At 46.5% G+C, this 18,601-nt stretch carries 17 protein-coding genes; 8 read left to right on the forward strand and 9 right to left on the reverse strand.

Annotated elements, in window-relative coordinates:
• Positions 1-22: 22 nt before the first annotated feature.
• Complete coding sequence (locus ACUALS_RS05740) at positions 23-1,231, reverse strand: putative manganese transporter (RefSeq protein WP_454449056.1); 1,209 nt, start codon at positions 1,229-1,231, stop codon at positions 23-25.
• 183 nt (positions 1,232-1,414) lie between these two features.
• Here ACUALS_RS05740 and ACUALS_RS05745 point away from each other — a divergent pair, with 183 nt between their 5' ends.
• Positions 1,415-2,320 carry a manganese-dependent inorganic pyrophosphatase gene (locus tag ACUALS_RS05745; protein WP_038189393.1) on the forward strand — a complete coding sequence of 302 codons (906 nt, stop codon included), beginning with the start codon at positions 1,415-1,417 and terminating at the stop codon, positions 2,318-2,320.
• Positions 2,321-2,407: 87 nt separating this feature from the next.
• Positions 2,408-2,788 carry a DUF2750 domain-containing protein gene (locus ACUALS_RS05750; RefSeq protein WP_454449057.1) on the forward strand — a complete coding sequence of 127 codons (381 nt, stop codon included), beginning with the start codon at positions 2,408-2,410 and terminating at the stop codon, positions 2,786-2,788.
• A gap of 33 nt (positions 2,789-2,821) precedes the next feature.
• On the opposite strand, the gene ACUALS_RS05755 is transcribed toward ACUALS_RS05750, so the two are convergent.
• From ACUALS_RS05755 to pspF, 8 genes are all read right to left on the reverse strand, one after another.
• The gene (locus tag ACUALS_RS05755; protein ID WP_454449058.1) at positions 2,822-4,411 is read right to left on the reverse strand and encodes a hypothetical protein; all 1,590 of its coding nucleotides are present in this window, start codon (positions 4,409-4,411) and stop codon (positions 2,822-2,824) included.
• Positions 4,398-5,180: a DUF2927 domain-containing protein gene (locus tag ACUALS_RS05760; RefSeq protein WP_454449059.1), complete on the reverse strand. Its 783-nt coding sequence runs from the start codon at positions 5,178-5,180 to the stop codon at positions 4,398-4,400. The genes ACUALS_RS05755 and ACUALS_RS05760 overlap by 14 nt, the downstream gene beginning before the upstream one ends.
• Positions 5,181-5,187: 7 nt before the next feature.
• Positions 5,188-5,973 (reverse strand): peptide ABC transporter ATP-binding protein, encoded by a 786-nt coding sequence (locus ACUALS_RS05765; RefSeq protein WP_005470433.1) that lies wholly within the window; start codon positions 5,971-5,973, stop codon positions 5,188-5,190.
• On the reverse strand, positions 5,970-6,983 hold the full coding sequence (locus ACUALS_RS05770; protein WP_005470366.1) for a peptide ABC transporter ATP-binding protein: 1,014 nt from the start codon (positions 6,981-6,983) through the stop codon (positions 5,970-5,972). Before ACUALS_RS05770 ends, ACUALS_RS05765 begins: the two co-directional genes overlap by 4 nt.
• Positions 6,983-7,870, reverse strand: a complete 888-nt coding sequence (gene sapC, locus ACUALS_RS05775) for a putrescine export ABC transporter permease SapC (RefSeq protein WP_038189384.1) — start codon at positions 7,868-7,870, stop codon at positions 6,983-6,985. Before sapC ends, ACUALS_RS05770 begins: the two co-directional genes overlap by 1 nt.
• On the reverse strand, positions 7,857-8,819 hold the full coding sequence (locus tag ACUALS_RS05780) for an ABC transporter permease (RefSeq protein WP_038138643.1): 963 nt from the start codon (positions 8,817-8,819) through the stop codon (positions 7,857-7,859). The genes sapC and ACUALS_RS05780 overlap by 14 nt, the downstream gene beginning before the upstream one ends.
• Complete coding sequence (gene sapA / locus ACUALS_RS05785; RefSeq protein ID WP_454449060.1) at positions 8,819-10,432, reverse strand: ABC transporter substrate-binding protein SapA; 1,614 nt, start codon at positions 10,430-10,432, stop codon at positions 8,819-8,821. Before sapA ends, ACUALS_RS05780 begins: the two co-directional genes overlap by 1 nt.
• Positions 10,433-10,547: 115 nt before the next feature.
• On the reverse strand, positions 10,548-11,540 hold the full coding sequence (pspF, locus tag ACUALS_RS05790; RefSeq protein WP_454449061.1) for a phage shock protein operon transcriptional activator: 993 nt from the start codon (positions 11,538-11,540) through the stop codon (positions 10,548-10,550).
• Positions 11,541-11,759: 219 nt separating this feature from the next.
• On the opposite strand from pspF, the gene pspA reads away from it, so the two are divergent.
• From pspA to ACUALS_RS05820, 6 genes are all read left to right on the forward strand, one after another.
• Positions 11,760-12,428 carry a phage shock protein PspA gene (gene pspA, locus ACUALS_RS05795; protein ID WP_454449062.1) on the forward strand — a complete coding sequence of 223 codons (669 nt, stop codon included), beginning with the start codon at positions 11,760-11,762 and terminating at the stop codon, positions 12,426-12,428.
• Positions 12,429-12,596: 168 nt separating this feature from the next.
• The gene (pspB, locus tag ACUALS_RS05800) at positions 12,597-12,830 is read left to right on the forward strand and encodes an envelope stress response membrane protein PspB (protein WP_005470370.1); all 234 of its coding nucleotides are present in this window, start codon (positions 12,597-12,599) and stop codon (positions 12,828-12,830) included.
• Positions 12,823-13,212: an envelope stress response membrane protein PspC gene (gene pspC / locus ACUALS_RS05805; protein WP_038138641.1), complete on the forward strand. Its 390-nt coding sequence runs from the start codon at positions 12,823-12,825 to the stop codon at positions 13,210-13,212. The genes pspB and pspC overlap by 8 nt, the downstream gene beginning before the upstream one ends.
• Positions 13,213-13,346: 134 nt before the next feature.
• The gene (locus ACUALS_RS05810; protein WP_454449063.1) at positions 13,347-14,378 is read left to right on the forward strand and encodes an efflux RND transporter periplasmic adaptor subunit; all 1,032 of its coding nucleotides are present in this window, start codon (positions 13,347-13,349) and stop codon (positions 14,376-14,378) included.
• Between the two features lies 1 nt (position 14,379).
• Positions 14,380-15,468 (forward strand): efflux RND transporter periplasmic adaptor subunit, encoded by a 1,089-nt coding sequence (locus ACUALS_RS05815; RefSeq protein WP_454449064.1) that lies wholly within the window; start codon positions 14,380-14,382, stop codon positions 15,466-15,468.
• A complete protein-coding gene (locus ACUALS_RS05820) occupies positions 15,461-18,562 on the forward strand; it encodes an efflux RND transporter permease subunit (protein WP_038138633.1) in 3,102 nt (1,033 codons plus the stop codon). Before ACUALS_RS05815 ends, ACUALS_RS05820 begins: the two co-directional genes overlap by 8 nt.
• The last annotated feature ends 39 nt before the right edge of the window (positions 18,563-18,601 follow it).

Here is an 18,601-nt window from a genome sequence, read left to right on the forward strand (position 1 = left end):
AATGCTTTGCAATAAACTTGCGTTATATTTCGAATAAGAAATAGTAGCCGTAGCCAACGATAAAAGCAGGTATCGCGGAATAAATTGTCGCGACAAGCGCTGCTTTAGGGGCAAGAGCTATAGCTGGGAATAAGGCGTCACCATCATTTGAAATGGCGTTGGCAAGTTGTGCCGAGAGAGGGGCAGCACCTGCAATATAAAGACTAGTGACCAATATTTGAGGGCCACAGCCAGGTAACAGGCCAATAGCAACGCCCATTAGAGGCATCCACATTCCCCATCCTGAGAAGCTCGCTGCCAAGTCGATGTGCCCAAAGAAAGCAATCAGTTCAAAAGCCATAAAGGCGAGGATTACCCATGCTGTGACGAAGTTTGTGTCTTGTGCGGCTTTTTGTAAAGGGTGAGAAGAAATTTGCTTAGTATCCTCAGAAACAGTCGATTCGTAGTCCTTGATCTCTTTGGTCAGCGACCAAAGCAGCATGCTCGTGATGATTAAAACTGCGCCAATCCATTCAATTGTCATGGCTGGAAGTGATAGTAGTTCGTTTACATCGACTTGGAATGACCCAAGCGCGGCGATGATAGTCGCAGGAACGATCAACCATTTCCAAAATGCGCCTTGGAGATTAATCGCCTTTCTCTCTAGCTTGCTTTGTTCACTAGCTTTTTGACATGAAAATCGCTCACTAATAGATTTCAACTCTGGGCGTAAAAAGTCATCGTCGTGAATAGCGTTGACGGCCCAACCAGATACACATCCGACAATAACGCCAAGACCAACGACGGCAAATCCCACGTCAGGTTTGCTTGCCAGCAATAAGAAGGCCGCGTCGCCCATTGTGGAAGTTAACACCGCTACAATTGCGCCAAATCCGACTCGACCACTTACAAACTGGGTAGTCACAATGATCGCACCGCCACACCCGGGTAAGGCCCCGAGTAACGCAGCAAACATAACCTGGTATCGTCGAGAGCTTTGATAAAGAGTCACCACCTTGCTTTCTTTACTCATTAAAAGTGACAAGTAATGGTAAAGGGTTAGGGTAAAGGCGACATACGCGGAAACGGCCCAAAACGCGTCAGAAAGTGTGTTGACAGTCAGTTCGCTTGTTGTCCCATTAGCGACAAGGGCAATCAATGCAACCGGTAAGAATAAACGTTTGTAAGCGGGCTTAAACTGTGAAAACGAAAGCCAGTCAGGGGCAATTTGAGAGAGTCTAAGTGAGTCCATAGTGATATCAATGCAAATGATAATGATTCTCATTATAGTTAAGTGAGAATTATTTGCAACAAAAAGTTGAAAGAAACAGTTTTCTTTTTGCTAACCCATGACAAATCTCAAAATTCAGGTAAAGTAACGCCTTCGTGAGTAATTTGCCCAGAACGGGCCTATTTTAGTCGTATAGGAAATAAGATGATTCTAGTTGTAGGTCACAAGAACCCTGATAGTGATAGTATCTGTAGTGCGCTTGTAGCAACTGAGCTACTGAAAGCGCGTGGTGTTGAAGCAATGCCAATTCGCCAAGGCGAAATCAACCGTGAAACGCAACACATTCTAGAAGTTGCGGGCGCTGAAGTTCCTGAACTTCGCACGTCTGTAGCGGGCGAGAAAATTTGGTTGGTAGACTACTCAGATCTTGCACAAGCTCCGGATGATGTGGCTGAAGCTGAAATCCTAGGCATTGTTGACCACCACCGTTTGGGTGACGTTATGACAGTTAACCCAATGGAAGCTTGGATTTGGCCTGTTGGCTGTACAAACACTGTACTATTCAACATGTTCAAAATTGAAGGTCACGAAATCACACCTCAGATCGCTAAACTAATGATGTCTGCAATCCTTTCAGACACAGTAGGTTTTGCATCTCCGACTTGTACTCAAAAAGACAAAGATGCTGTTGAAGAACTCGCTAAAATCGCTGACGTGTGTGATGTTGATGCCTTCATCAAAGATCTTCTCATCGCAAAAACAAACATCGAAGGTCTATCAGCTGCTGAACTAGTAGAAAAAGACCTGAAAGGCTACCCATTCAACGGCCGCGATGTTGTTGTAGGCCAAGTTGAACTTGCAACTCTTGAGCAAGTAGATGGCATGATTGATGCACTTGAAGCTGACCTAGAGCGCCGCTGTGCTGAAGAAGGTTTAGCGTTTGCTGCTGTTATGCTAACAGACATCACTACGGCGCAAACTCGTCTACTATACAAAGGTGAGTGGGCTGAGAAGCTAGTGAAGCATGAAAAAGATGGCATGCTTATGATGGAAAACACACTAAGCCGTAAGAAACAAGGTTGGCCTTGGCTACAAGGTGAGCTTGCATAAGCTGGCAATTGTTTGAATGACTCAAACGCCCACAGTTTCATACTGTGGGCGTTTGTTTTTTTAGCTAATCAATTCGTGGAGAGGCTGATGTCTGAATTACTTTCACAAGATCAAATCGCAACAGTTAATAAAATGCGCGCGGAAGAGCGTTTCAACTACTGCATTAAAGAAATCGCTAAGCATCGAAAAGTGTGGATCCTTACTGATGAACATGGCTGTGTGATGCTTAACACGGAAGATGAAGACTGTGTACCTGTATGGCCACATGAAGAGTTTGCAAATCAGTGGGCAACAGGTGAATGGGAGCATTGCAAAGCGGAGTCTATCTCTACAGCAAAATGGTTCAGTCGCTGGACTTACGGTCTAGAAGACGATGAGCTTGCTGTTGCTGTTTTTCCAAACAACGAGGAAGAAGGAGTCGTTCTTTATCCTGACGAGTTTGAATTCGAACTCAAAAAGCGCGGTTAATCTTCCCTTAGACCAAGTGACAGTCAACTTGGTCTAACTCTTTTCTCTTCTCACATAAACAGTCCAGTTGCTCTCGGGCGTGGTATAGGTGTTATCGCGTTCGTAATGTTGAAAAGCGTCCGCGAATTCCGGGTATTGACTAAAGTGTTCGATAAAACCAAAGCCTTTCGGGTAGCGCAGCAGCTGTTCTGACTCTTCGACCAAAATGACTTTAGGCTGATTGCGTTGGATATCTTCCGTCACGATTTGGCTAACCAATTGTAAACGTTGTTGGTTCTCTTCACTTTCTGAGTGCTTTAGCGATTCGGGTAATGGCCAAAGAACGGGGAAGCGACCTGCCCACTTTTGTTCAAGATGGATCGCAATCGGGTGTCCGACAAATAATCGAGCGCTAAATGCGTACAACTGTTCTCCTGGCTGCGTCACTTCGCTGACCGCGTTGTAAACCACGTGATAGGGGTTATGCTCAATGACTTTTTCAGGTGCGTAGCTGTGCTTGGCTAGGAGTTGTGTTGCCGCCGTTTCATAGTCCACTCTATCGATATCAATAAAATGAAATTGTCTTAAGAACACTAGGATGGCGCTAAAAAATAGAAACTGAACTAGGTGCTTTATCGAAAATCTTTGACTTAACTCGCCAGCCGCATAGAGCCAACTGCTGATAGAGACAATACCAAGTAGAGCAAATACCAGAACTAAGTGATAACTGAATCCAGCTCGGCCAAGCACGTAGGCAACAAATGCGGAAGCCAATGTGACATAGAGACAATCAATGGTTTGGGGCGATTGAGTTGCGTGTCGTAAGTAACGATAGGGCAAATAGGAGACTACGGCCAAAAGAGCCACACGAGTGAGCAGACTATAAATCGGCTCAAAATAGGCAATGTAAGTCTGTTTAGCGAGGGGGGCGACGTTATCGAAATAACTCGGGTGGGCAAAGTATACGTAAGTAATGTACGTAGCGCCCAGCAAGCCTAGATATAGGTTTTGCCATCGAAACAACAAGGATAATCGACGTGCCGTCCATAGGTAGTAGATCTCGAGCAACACAAAAACAGTCACATACTGAGGTTTCAAGCAGACACTAAGACCTGCGAGCGTCAATGTTAGCCATTGGATGGCAACAGAGCACGATTGATTCTGTATGCGGCACAAAATCATGCACAAGTATGCGATCATTGCTGCAGCGATGATGTGTTCGCGCTGCAAGAATGCTGCTGGTAGGACAAAAACAAGGCTTAATCCTATTGCAGCGATCCAGATGTATGGCTGACGAATGGGCAGCTTAACCACGTAATAGTGGCAGAGTACGGTTATCCCAAGTAAGTAACCAATCATCGATATCCGCAGTGAAGAGACAACGCTCCAATCGCCCAAATAATAAGGTACTAAGAAAAGCCGATAGATATATACGATCAACGGCGGATTGATTTCAAAATATTGGGTATACAGGTCACCGGGTTGGCCATAGAGTGCCATCTGCGTCAGAAAGGCAACATCTGCATTTAAGAAATAATGCGTCTGGCTAATAAGTGAATGCAGTGCCCCAACAAGAATTACACTCCAAGCAAGGATTGACCATAGCTTGTAATTCGGTTGCGACTGATGATTAGTTTCCAACAAGCTGATAAAGCTCCCCTGAATTAGCTGTAGCGACGGCTTTGTCCAAGACGCCCTGTTTTTGATAGCGGCGCAGTATTTTTCTGACGATAGGTCTAACTTGCTCAGCGTTCATCCCGACGGTTAACTCTGGCTCGTACAGCAACTGAAGTAAGACAACATCTAACGGCGACAGTAAGTCTTCGGGTGTCTCGTCATTGAAGATTGATGGGAATGCACTCTCTGCATCATTTGGAAGCCCCATGACTTGGGTTACCTCCTCAACAATACAGGCTAGCAGTTTGCCGTGGTTGCGAGCTTGATCGACGGGAATGATAATCGCCGCTGACGTGATAGCGCCAGAGCGAGAGTCTAGGCGATAACCTGCTTTGCATATCGCGCCATGCATATTGTTTAATGCAGATTTGCCAAGCTCTTTTTCAACTTCTTTTCGCCACTGAGACTCGCGAGTGAATATCCAGATAACATTCGCTTGGCTACGAGCGTTGACTCTAGTTATTGGAACGCCAGTCAGCTGAGAAAGGTGCGTTAAGTGTGCGTTGGTAAGCAGGTCATGAAGTTCTTGATCGCCAACTTGATGGTTAACCCAAATCTTGATTGGTTGGTTCCATTTAACCAGTTGCCAATTGCCAGAGTTGTACTCGCGCTTTAGTGCCACATCGACAAAAGCGCGTTCCACAAATTCAGGATCAAGCCAAGTACGATTTTGAGGGTAATTCGCGTACACGCTGCACGCGAACACACCACATATCAAGAGAGCTATCCTTAGCATAATCGTGTTACTTAAAGCAGGTCGATTTATTGAAGTGGCTTTCTACAAGTCGCTGGGTGACGATGTGTTCAGGGCAAGAGAGTACCTGCTGAGTATCGCCACTTTCCACCACTTCACCCTCATGCATCACCATTATTTTATCCGTGATGTGTTTCATGATTCCAATGTGCTGCGAAACGTAAACGAAGGAGACACCCATCTCTTCTTGTAGCTCAAGGAACAGGTTAATGATCTGCGAACGCATCGCCATATCCAATCCGTTTAGCGCCTCGTCGGCAACAATAATGGAAGGTTGCAGAATGAGCGCCCGCGCCAAACAGACCCTCTGTTTTTGACCGGTAGCCAACATTTGTGGGTAAAAATAGGCGTGCTCAGGGAGTAAGCCGACGCGCAGCAAGGTGTCCTTAACGCGTTTCATACGCGCTTCGGGAGGCATGCTGGTGTTTCGTTTTAGAGGGCCTTCCAGAATTCGCCCAATTTGAATTCTCGGGTTGAGCGACGTGTTCGGGTCTTGGAAGATCATTCGAATCAACTTGCAGCGCGTTTCGTAATCTTTGTGCGACAGAAGCTCACCATTGACTCGGATCTCGCCCTGAGTGGGTTCCACTACACCTGCAAGCATTCTTGCTAACGTCGACTTTCCAGAACCGTTTTGGCCAATAAAACCAATGGTTTGTCCTGCCTCTAAGTCAAAACTGACAGGCTTAACCGCTTGGTGAACTTTTTTACGAAACAATCCAGAGCGCGTAGTAAACACTTTGGAAAGATCAGTGACTTCTAATAGAGCACTCATGCTTTTTTCTTCTCCCTCTCTTTTGGAGAGTGATTGAGTGGGAAGTGACAAGCAAATTTATGATTTTTGATTCGTCTCGTCATAGGGATTTCGACACATTGTCGCTGCGCATATGGGCAGCGTGGACCCAAACGACACCCAATGGGTAAATGCTGCAGTGGGGGAATGGAGCCCGGCAGCGACTGTAGTTTCTCTTTGTGAGGAATCCAGTCGTTAAAGTCAGGCATCGCTTTCAGAAGGGCAACAGTATAAGGGTGCTTGGGTTTTTCGAGAATCTTCTTCGTGTCAGCAGATTCAACGGATTGGCCGCAGTACATTACGGTGATTCGATTTGCCCACTGAGTGATGGTTGTCAGGTCATGACCGATTAGCATGATCGATGTATTGTGAACCTGATTCATTCGACTCAGCAGACGCAGAATTTGCGATTGAGTAATCGGGTCTAAATCGTTTGTCGGCTCGTCCGCTATCAGCAGTTTAGGTTTCGCTGCGATGGCCATCGCAATCATCACCTTTTGACACTCACCGTCGGTCAGTTCATAGGGGTAGCTACTCATCAACTGACGGTGGTTTTTGATACCGACTTTATGCAGTAGGGCAATCGCTTGTTTTTTACGCCACTTAAAACGCTCCCACCATTTCCCTTCGAATGATTTCGATGGAATGGCCTCGATAAGCTGCTTTCCAACTTCTTCGGAAGGATCTAAACAAGTGGAAGGCTCTTGGAAAATCATTGCAATATCACGCGCAATGACACGTCGGCGCTCTCTTGGGGTGAGTTGCAATAAGTCAATGTTGCCAAGTCGCATACGATCGGCCGTCACTTTCCAGTTGTCTTTGCAGACGCCAACAATGGCTTTCGCGACTAAGCTTTTGCCTGAGCCCGACTCGCCTACAAGACCGCGAATTTCGCCCTCATTTAAGGTCAGGCTCATGCGGTCGACCGCTTTCATCATCCCTTGCGGGGTTTCGATTTCTATCGTCAGATGTCGAATATCAAGTAAAGGCATTATTCGATTCCTGCATTAAGGGCTTGGCGAACACCTTCACCTACAAGGTTGATGGCAATCACTGTAAACATAATCGCAAGTCCGGGTAAGGTCACGGTCCAAGGCGCAAGGTAAATCAACTCAACAGAGTCTCCAAGTATTGCGCCCCATTCGGTACTCGGTGCCTGCGCGCCAAGGCCTAAGAAGCCTAGCGCGGTAATATCCAAGATAGCGATTGATAGCGCGAGGGTGACCTCTGATGCAATAACCACCAATATATTTGGCAGTATTGAGTTCCACAGCAAGTAGAAGTCGTTGGCGCCATCAAGTCTCGCCGCCATGATGTAATCTTTTTCTACTTCTGTATGAACCGCGATATAGACAGAGCGAACAAAACGTGGAATGAGCGCCAAGCAGATGGCGAGCAGAATATTGAATTCGCCGAACCCCAAAAAGGCGACAAAGATGATCGCCAGCAAGAGTGAAGGGATCGACATCACCGTATCCAACAGGTGGTTCAAAATGCTTGAAACCAGACCTTTTGTCATCCCGGCAAGAATACCGATCAAACAGCCGACAGTACCCGCAATCAAGGTGATAATCACCGCCGCTCCGAAGGTGAGCTGCGAACCGCCAATCAGGCGCGATAGAATATCTCTACCGAGATCGTCAGTCCCTAAAAAGTACTCGACGGTGCCCGCTGGGTTCCAAGAGGGTGGAATGAGTAGTTCGCCTGATTGCGCTTGCGGATCGTGCGGAGTGATCCAAGGTGCGATTATGGTAATGATGACAATCAATCCCAAGCACCACAGACCAAACATCGCAAGATTGTTGGATCGATAGCTTCTCCAGAACCGCTCAAATTGAGTCGGAACCTGCTCTTCCTGATAAATGTTATCGGTTAGCATACCATTCCTTCCTCACTAACGGGTTGATCATCGCGCCGATCAAGTCAGACAAGATATTAGCGGTCAAGACTAGCGTGGCCACGACAATTACGCCTGCTTGAATGGCGACATAATCTTGATTTGAGAGTGCATCGAGCAGCCAGCGTCCGATGCCTGGCCAGTTGAAAATAGACTCGGTAATGATTGCCAAGGTCAACATGCTTGATAGCTGCACGCCAATCTTGGGAATAATGGGTGGAATGGCATTTCTCATCACATGCTGAGTGACGATTTCTCGCGTCGATAAACCTTTGATTCGGGCTGCGCGAATGTAGTTTTGCCCCATCACTTCTGCCACTGAAGTACGCATTAAGCCGATGACCTGAGTGGTCGGCGCGAGCGCAAGCACTAGGCAAGGCAGAATCAGATGCTCTATGACACTCTGTAATGCGTGGGCACGGTATGGACCCTCGGCAAAGAACGCGTCGATGATGGCGAAGCCCGTCACGTGATCAATTTGATACAGCAAGTCATAACGGCCCGCGACAGGAAACAACTCGAAATGGAGCGAGAACGCCATAATCATCAGCAGTGCGACCCAAAAAAGAGGCGCAGAGTACCCAGACATCGAGGTGAATGAGATAAGCGTATCAACCCATTTTCCTTGTTTCATGCCCGCGATAGTGCCAATAGGGATGCCAATTAGTAGCGAAATAACAAACGCGATAAAGCACAATTCAAGGGTGGCAGGAAACACGACCGCGAGCTCATCAGCAATCGGAACTCCATAGTGATTGACGCCGAAATTTAGCTGCATCAATTCGCCCAGGTAGGTTAACCAACCCGGCCAAAAATCTTGCAGTGCCCAAACCGAATCTGGAGCTAAACGTAAAATGCTAAAACCAACCATCGTCAGAATTAACATTGTAATAATGAAAAGGTTAAGTCGCCTTACGGTGTAAAGAAACATTATCTGACCCTCTCTACATTATCGAAAGGCTGCGCATTAAACGGGCTCACTTTAAATCCTTGTAATGAATGATGCTGCGCCTGCAGTTGCATTCCGTGGTTGAGTGGAATGACAGGGACTTCTTCATTCAAAATATTTTGGGCTTGTTTGTATAGGTTTAAGCGGTATCGCTTCTTATCGACTTCTAGTGCGAGGTCGAGCAAAAAGTCGAAATCTGGATTACACCAGCTCGAGACGTTGAGCCCGACACGTTTTGAGTCACATGAGAGCAATGGTCGGAAAAAACTGTCTGGGTCACCCGTATTAGCAATCCAACCCGTCAAATAAAGATCTACGCTTGCATCGAGTTCAGTACGATTAAATCTGTCATCGGTCATAAGGTTCAGCTTTATGCCCACATCCGCAAGGTTAGCTTGAATAAGTTCGGCTGTTTTGCGTGGGCTTGGGTTGTAAGCTCTTGGCTCTAAAGGTACCGACATGGTTAACTCTAAGCCCTTGCTGTATCCCGCCTCACGAAGCAACGCGATTGCGTAATTGCGGTCATAGCGAAGCTGGGTGGTATCTTTTTGATACGCCCACGATGAAGGTGGAAGCACAGAATAGGCTTGGCTGCCTGTACCGTAATAAACGGAATCGAGGATGTTTTGCCTGTTAATCGCGTAACTGAGTGCTTTACGGACTCTTGAATCATTCAGCGCAGGATGAAGGGTATTGATGGCCACAAATGAAATGTTCATCGCAGGTTTGGCCGTCAGCTTAATATCATCTCGTTGCTCAATGACAGGCAGTTGGCTTGATAACGGCGCGTTGAGAATATCGCACTCTTCCCTAAGCATCTTAGCTAATGTGCCGGTTCCGCGATTTGAGATATCAAATACGACTTGCTTCATTTTGGCTTTGCCTTGCCAATAGTCGTTGTGTCTTTTTAGCCGAATCAAGTCATTAATTTGGTACTCGGACAGGTAAAACGGACCAGTACCAATCGGGTGAGAGTCGATCATCCCTTTCTCGTCACGCAGCTCTAACTGGCTGCCATACTCTTTTGAGTGAATTACCGCGTGGCTGGTTGCGATGTTGGACAAAAAAGAGTTATCCGGTCTACTCAGAGTGAAACGGACTTGGTTGCGAGACAAGGCAACAACATCAACCAATAAGTTTTGGAAATCGATGCCATTAAACCAAGGGTATAACCCACCGCCTACGTAATGAAAGGGGTGACTAGAATCGATAATGCGACGAAAGCTGAAGACCACGTCATCTGCCGTTAATGAACGAGATGGTGTAAACCATGCAGCGGACTGGAACGCGATGTTGTCTTGAAGTGTAAACGTATACTCCGTCCCTGACTTATTCACTGTCCAACTCTTAGCGATATTTGGAACGGGCTCGAACGTTTCAGGATCAAGGGTAAGCAAGGTGTCGAAAAGTTGCGGACTGAGGGTTTCAGGCGTGATGCCACTGTCAATCAATTGCGGGTTAAATGTCTCCGGCCCGCCTTGACCACAATAGACAAACCCTTGTTGTCGAATTTTATTGTGGTCGATGGCTTCGCCACAGCCAGGTAACAGGCTGAAGCTAAATATACCAAGTGTAAGTTGTAAGAATGCTTTCATAGAAAGATTAACTGCTGAAGACAAGCACAAAGGGATCTCCAATTGTGCCTTATTCTGCCACCCGTTTACCATCAATAATTACGTTAAACCTCAGTAAACCTTAACTTATGTCATGTTACTCAGACTGAGTTAGGTTGTATTTGCGCACCATGCCTCTTAGCTGGTGATAACTTAAGTCTAGCAATTGAGCCGCTTTCCTTTGATTGAATTTCGCTTCTTCCATGGCAGCATTGAGAATTTTCAAGTCTTGTTCTTCTTGCCATTGCTTGTAATTAAGCGGAAAGGTTATGGTGTCACTGCTTATTGATAGCTCGCTCTCCGAGCCCGATTCTGGCTCTGACCAAGTATTGGCGAAGGGGTCGAAAATCATGTGAGAGATAGGCTCGTCTTGCTGCCCATGTTGATAGACGGCTCGCTCGATAACGTTTTTTAGCTCACGAACGTTACCTGGCCACGCGTAGTCTAATAAGCTCTGCTTTGCGTGTTCACTAAACCCGACAAAATACTCGAACCCGAGTTCACGACACATTTTGATTGCGTAGTATTCGGCGAGAAGCAAGATGTCTTCCGTTCGTTCGCGCAGAGGTGGAAGTTGAATGACATCGAAAGCAAGCCTGTCGAGAAGGTCGGCACGAAACTCCCCGTTGGCGGCCATTTCAGGAAGATTGGCATTGGTGGCACACACCAAACGTACATTCGCGTTGAGTAATTGGTGCCCACCAACCCGCTCATATTGACCATATTCAATCACTCGCAGCAATTTTTCCTGAACAAGGAGTGGGGCGGTCGCAAGCTCGTCTAGAAACAAAGTGCCATTTTCTGCGCGCTCAAAGCGACCTTTATGCCTGCCTTTTGAGCCTGTAAATGCGCCTTGTTCATGACCGAACAACTCAGAGTCAATAAGCCCCTCACTCAATGTTGAACAGTTCAACGAGATAAGAGGCTGATCCCAACGTTTAGATAAATAATGCAGACGCTGTGCGATGAGTTCTTTGCCGGTTCCGCGCTCTCCAATAATCAGGATAGGGCGCTCAATCGCTGCAAGTTTTGATACTTTATCTAGTACCGCAAGAAAAGCGGGAGACTCACCAATCAGGTTTTGTTGCATGACTTCACTCCGTTGGTCAAATTTACCTAAAGTTGGCTAAATTCATCATACATTGAATCGGCTTGCAAGTTGATATTTGTTAAGTTTATGATTTTTAATAAATAAAAAGTTGGCACACATATTGGAATAGTTAAACCAGCATAAAGAGTTCGATGATGACTCAAACCCCAATGACTACTATCGGCCTAAGTGCCAACATATAAAATGAGGAGCTGTGCTATGGGTATTTTTTCTCGATTCGCAGATATTGTAAATTCAAACATCAGCGCACTACTGGATAAAGCGGAAGATCCAGAAAAGATGATTCGCCTTATCATTCAAGAAATGGAAGACACCTTGGTTGAAGTGCGTACTAACTCGGCAAAAGCGATTGCAGATAAAAAAGAGTTGGCACGTAAAGTGGAAACTTTGGAAGATCAAATTACGCAATGGCAAACCAAAGCCACATTGGCGTTGACCAAAGAGCGTGAGGATCTGGCTCGAGCAGCATTGATTGAGAAGCAAAAGCTGCAAGATGTCTTAAAGGGTTTACATACTGAGCAAACGCTTGTTGAAGAAACTATCGATAAGCTAACGGGTGAAATTGGTAAGCTAGAAACTAAGATCACGGAAACCCGAGCTAAGCAGCAAGCATTGGCTATTCGCTCTCAAGCTGCGTCAAATCGTCGCGATGTGCAAAAGCACCTTCATACTGCTCGTACGTCAGAAGCGATGGCGAAATTCGAACAGTATTCGAGAAAAATTGACGAGCTTGAGGCGGAAGCGGACGTTTATTCCAAAACCGGCAATACGAAATCGCTTGATCAAGAGTTCGCAGAACTTCAAGCTCAAGATGAAATTGAACAAGAACTGGCCAAGTTAAAAGAGCAGATGGGAGAGAAGAAATAATCCGTCGCATTCTTTAACTCAAATAAATGTGCACCGATCTAGGTATTGAGGTTTCACTGCCTGAGCTTGATACTTAGATTGGTGACTTAGGCTTAATTGTTTTATCTAAATTGTCAGTCGGTTGTCTATGAAATCAATCTGATTGAGCGCTATCAGTAGGAGTTGTTTATGTCGACATTTATTATTGCCGGGCCATTGATTGTTTTTTTGATTTTTGTCGCCCCCTTGTGGCTCATCTTACACTATCGCAGTAAGAAGAAAGCGGCAGGTGGACTATCAGAAGATGATTTCCAACGCTTGCAATCTTTATCAGAGAAAGCTGATCAGATGCAAGATCGTGTTAACACGCTAGAAAGAATTTTAGATTCAGAGGCGCCTGAATGGAGACGTCGCTATGAGTAAACAAGAGCTTTATCGTGATACTGATAATGGAAAAATTGCTGGTGTTTGCGCAGGGTTGGCCAATTATTTCGGATTGGAGGTATGGTTAGTCCGAATCTTAGTCATATCCGCCGCGTTACTTGGTGGTAGTTTTCTTGTATTGCTCGCGTATGTTGCATTTGCATTTATGATCGAGAAGCAGCCCCCAAACTACGTAGAAGCGATGAAAAGCAAACAAGAGCATAAGTTGAAAAGTAAACCTTGGACTCAGGGCCAAGCGCCTGATGCGTTGCTGACAACGCTCGAAAATGATTTTTCTACGCTAGAGACTCGAATTCGCTCCATCGAGGCGTATGTCACATCCGATACGTTTAAGGTTAATCGCGAGTTTAACAAGCTGTAAGTCGTTTATGAGACTTAGTCGCGTTTTCTCTTAGCAAATTATTAATTTTAATAAGTTTTTACCACCCCTACTGTGGAAGTCATTAATCCAATCATCTATCTTTGTTATTAATTGTGATAACTGGATGATTAGACATGCAAAAATCAATGCTGCTTCTCGCCATAGCTGCGTCACTCAGTGGCTGTGGTAAGGAGCTTCCACCCGTACCTGAGCCCGATTCTCGGCCTGCGAAACTCTTCACTATTTCAGTCGGCAATGCCACTTTTGAACGCCATTTTCCAGCCACTTCTGAAGCCGGTGATAAAGCAGTTCTTGCATTTAGAGTACCTGGTCAGCTTCAAACCATTGATGTTGTTGCCGGGCAACGGGTCAAAAAAGGGGATGTGCTTGCGTCTCTAAACCCTGATGAGTACACCCTGTTGGCGAAGCAGGCAGAGGCTCAATTTAAACTTGCCGATGTACAATACCAACGCTACAAAAAGTTGAGAAAAGATAAAGTGGTTTCCGAGCAAGATTTTGATCAAGCTAAAGCCAACCACAATTCCGCACGGGCAACCCTTGAGCAAGCAAAAGCGAACCTCAGATACACCAAGTTGGTCGCGCCGTATGATGGGACAATCTCACTCGTTCCCGCAGAGAATCACGAATACATAGCCGCTAAGTCTGGCGTGTTAAACATTCAAACCAATCAGTTGATGAAGGTGATTTTCCAGCTCCCCGATCACTTGTTAAGCCGATTTTCTACCGGGATTAACCTGACGGCGACAATGACTTTTGATGCCTTTCCTCAAAATACCTACGATCTAACCTTCCAAGAGGTTGATACTGAAGCCGATCCCAAAACGGGCTCTTACAAAGTCACCATGATCATGGAACGTCCTGAAGATACTGGGATCCTACCTGGTATGGCAGGCTCTGTTCACGTCGCGGTCGAATCGTCAGGCGCGACTCGTATTCCGGAAGCCGCTTTGTTTGAAGAGCAAGGAGACACCTTTGTTTGGCGTGTTGACGACCAAGGTATTGTTTCCAAAGCGGCGGTTGAACTGAACGATAAGCGACAAGTGGAAAGCGGCTTAGCCGATGGCGAGAGAATCGTCGTGTCCGGAGTGAGTGGTATTGAACCGGGAATTAAAGTTCGCGAATGGATCAAAGAGCGAGGTCTGTAAGATGAAGCAATGGTTAGGGATAAGTGTGTTATCCACGGCAGCGTTCTTAGCGGGCTGTAGCGGTGAGGCAGAATATGTCGATTTTGGTCTTGCCAAAGTGAAAGTGTTGGAGTTGTCGAATCACGAAGTGAGCGAGGACAGATTGTATTTTCCCGCTGTTGCCAATGCAGCGGAACGCTCACACCTCAGCTTTAGGGTGGCGGGTGAAATTAGCAAGATTTACGTCAAGGAAGGGGATCAAGTTAAGCAAGGAGACCTGATTGCCGAGATTGAACCAACGGATTACAAACTTGACGTTGATAACGCAAGTGCTCGTTATTCGGTCGTCGATAGTCAGTATAAACGCTCCAAGCCTCTGGTCGACAAAGGCTTACTTGCCAAGTCTCAGTTCGACGAAATAGCGGCTAATCGTCAAATTGCCTACGCAGAGTTGCAGTTAGCGAAGTTACGATTGTCTTTTACTCAGCTGAAAGCGCCTGTTGACGGGATCATATCCCGTGTGAGTGCTGATCAGTTTGAGAACATTCAAGTTGGCCAGCAAATCGTTAACATTCATAGTCTAGATAACGTAGAGATCCTGATTCAATTGCCTGATCGCCTCTACACCAATCAGCCTAGCCAAGAGGTTTTGGAAAAAGTCGATGCTGTGGTTAAAGTACCAAGCGGTAATGAATACAGCGCAAAAATCAAAGAATTTACCACAGAGCCGGATCCGGCGACGGGGACGTTCACTGTGACCCTGTCGATGCCGATGCCAGAGCAAGAGTACATCTTGGATGGTATGGCGGTCGAAGTGACTTCTAGAGGCGAAGACATTGGATTGGAGCTGAACACCGGTGTCCAAGTCCCGATTGAGTCAATATTCAATGCAGATGGCGATGACTTAGCGCGTGAAAACAAGTACGTGTGGACGGTAGAGCCCGACAACACGGTTACGAAGAGAAAAGTCGTTGTTGGTAAGGCAAATAAGGAAACCGTTCAGGTCCTTGAAGGGCTAGATAAAGACCAAATTGTCGTGGTCGCAGGTGTATCACGATTAAGGGAAGGTATGCAGGTAGAAGTGATTGAGAAGGAGGCGGGTCATGAGTGAACAAAACCTCAACGCGCCTCAACGTGATGAAGACGTAACGGGCATTGCAGCGTACTTTATTCGAAATCGAGTCATCAGCTGGATGATCTCGCTGATCTTCCTTATTGGCGGCACCGCAGCATTCTTTGGATTGGGGCGCCTCGAAGACCCTGCATTCACCATCAAAGATGCGATGGTTGTTACTTCATACCCTGGTGCGACACCTCAGCAGGTCGAAGAAGAAGTGACGTACCCACTGGAAAAAGCCATCCAGCAATTAACTTATGTGGATGAGGTGAACTCGATATCCAGTCGGGGGTTGTCGCAAATCACGGTGACGATGAAAAACAACTATGGTCCCGATGATTTGCCACAGATCTGGGATGAGCTACGCCGTAAGGTCAATGACTTAAAAGGTCAGTTACCTCCGGGTGTCAATGATCCACAAGTGATTGATGATTTCGGTGATGTTTACGGAATCCTACTAGCGGTCACAGGTGAAGGTTACAGTTACAAAGAGTTGCTCGATTATGTTGACTATTTGCGTCGAGAATTAGAGCTCATTGATGGTGTAAGTAAGGTCTCGGTATCGGGTCAGCAGCAAGAGCAAGTGTTTATCGAAATCTCGATGAAACGCATGAGCAGTTTAGGGCTTTCGCCAAACACCGTGTTCAATCTGCTGTCTACTCAAAACGTTGTCTCTGATGCAGGCGCGATTCGAATTGGTGACGAGTACATTCGTATTCAGCCTACGGGTGAGTTCCAAAATGTGGACCAACTTGGGGACTTGATCCTCACTGAGAGTGGTGCTCAGGGGCTTATCTACTTGCGGGATGTTGCTGACATCAAACGTGGTTACGTTGAAGTACCAAGCAATATCATCACGTTTAACGGCGATCTAGCGCTCAACCTGGGCGTCTCCTTTGCGCAGGGTGTAAACGTCGTCGAAGTTGGTAAACGCTTTGACCGACGCCTCGCCGAGCTCAAGTACCAACAACCCGTTGGTGTCGATATTTCGGAAATTTACAGTCAGCCAAAAGAAGTCGACAAATCAGTCAGTGGTTTTGTCGTCAGTTTGGGACAGGCTGTTGCTATCGTAATCATCGTGCTCCTTTTCTTTATGGGATTGCGCTCTGGTTTGCTCATCGGCTTGATTCTTCTTCTTACGGTGCTCGGTACATTCATCTTCATGAAGTACTTCGCTATCGATTTGCAACGAATCTCTCTTGGGGCGCTTGTTATCGCTTTGGGTATGCTGGTGGACAACGCCATCGTGGTAGTCGAAGGGATATTGATAGGGACGCAAAAAGGTCGAACGAGGCTGCAAGCTGCGACAGATATTGTCACACAAACCAAGTGGCCGTTGCTTGGCGCGACGGTGATTGCCGTGACGGCGTTTGCTCCTATCGGCTTGTCGGAAGATGCGACCGGTGAGTATTGTGGCACGTTGTTTACAGTGCTGTTGATCTCGTTGATGTTGAGTTGGTTTACCGCAATTTCATTGACGCCTTTCTTCGCAGATATCTTCTTTAAAGGCCAAAAAGTCCAACAAGATGGTGCAGAGAGCGATCCGTACAATGGCATGATCTTTGTGGTGTACAAAAACTTCCTTGAGTTTTGTATGAAACGAGCTTGGTTGACCGTCGTTGTACTGATTCTTGGATTAGCCGCGAGTGTGGTTGGCTTTACCCATGTTAAGCAATCGTTCTTCCCATCTTCTACAACACCGATTTTCCAAGCGGATATTTGGCTGCCTGAAGGGACGGACATTAGAGCGACCAACACTAAGTTGAAAGCCCTTGAAACGTGGATCTCTGAGCAAGATGGAGTGGACCATATCACCACAACCGCGGGTAAAGGTTTGCAGCGCTTTATGCTCACCTACGCGCCAGAGAAAAGCTATGCCGGTTACGGAGAGATTACGACTCGAGTGACCGATTATGAGAAACTTCATGACCTTATGGCACGTTTTCGTCTGCACGTAGAAGAGAACTTCCCTGAGATTAACTACAAGTTGAAGCAAATTGAGCTTGGTCCTGGCGGCGGTGCTAAGATTGAGGCGCGTCTTGTAGGCTCTGATCCTACCGTATTGCGTAGCCTTGCAAAGCAAGTGGAAGACATCATGCACGCGGATCCAGGTACGACAAACGTCCGTCATGACTGGCGTGAAAGAACGAAGGTACTTGAGCCTCAGTTTAATGAAAGTCAGGCTCGTCGCTATGGTATTACCAAGTCAGACGTCGATGAGTTTCTCGCGATGTCTTTCTCAGGAAAAGCGGTGGGTGTCTATCGTGACGGAACCACTCTAATGCCAATCGTGGCGCGTTTGCCAGAGGACGAGCGTGTAGATATCCGTAACATTGAAGGTATGAAGATCTGGAGTCCAGCGCTCAGTGAATATATTCCTTTGCAACAAGTGACGATGGGCTATGACCTTCGCTGGGAAGACCCGATCATCGTGCGCAAAAACCGTAAACGTGTCTTAACCGTTATGGCAGACCCCGATCTGTTGGGTGAAGAGACGGCGGCGACGTTACAAAAACGTTTGATGCCACAAATCGAAGCAATCGAGCTTCCTCCTGGCTATTCGTTGGAGTGGGGCGGTGAGTATGAGTCTTCAGGTGACGCTCAAGCTTCGCTGTTCACAACGATGCCAATGGGTTATCTATTCATGTTCTTAGTGACGGTGTTCTTGTTTAACTCGGTCAAAGAGCCTCTGATTGTGTGGCTGACGGTACCTCTCGCGATTATCGGTGTGACGACAGGACTGTTGGCGCTCAATACCCCATTTGGTTTCATGGCACTACTTGGTTTCTTGAGTCTGTCGGGGATGCTTTTGAAAAATGGCATCGTATTGTTGGATCAGATCGAGATCGAAATGCATTCAGGCAAAGATCCTTATGTTGCCGTGGTCGATGCAGCGCTGAGCCGCGTGCGTCCAGTGTGTATGGCGGCCATCACCACGATTCTTGGCATGATTCCTTTGCTGCCTGACATATTCTTTAAGCCAATGGCGGTAACGATTATGTTTGGTTTAGGTTTTGCGACTGTTCTGACACTAATCGTTGTGCCAGTGTTGTATCGTTTATTCCACAAGGTCGCGATACCAAAATAGCGTAACTCGCTAATAATATTTTTCAAACGCCCTTGATGA

The organism is Vibrio sp. NH-7, from assembly GCF_053643215.1.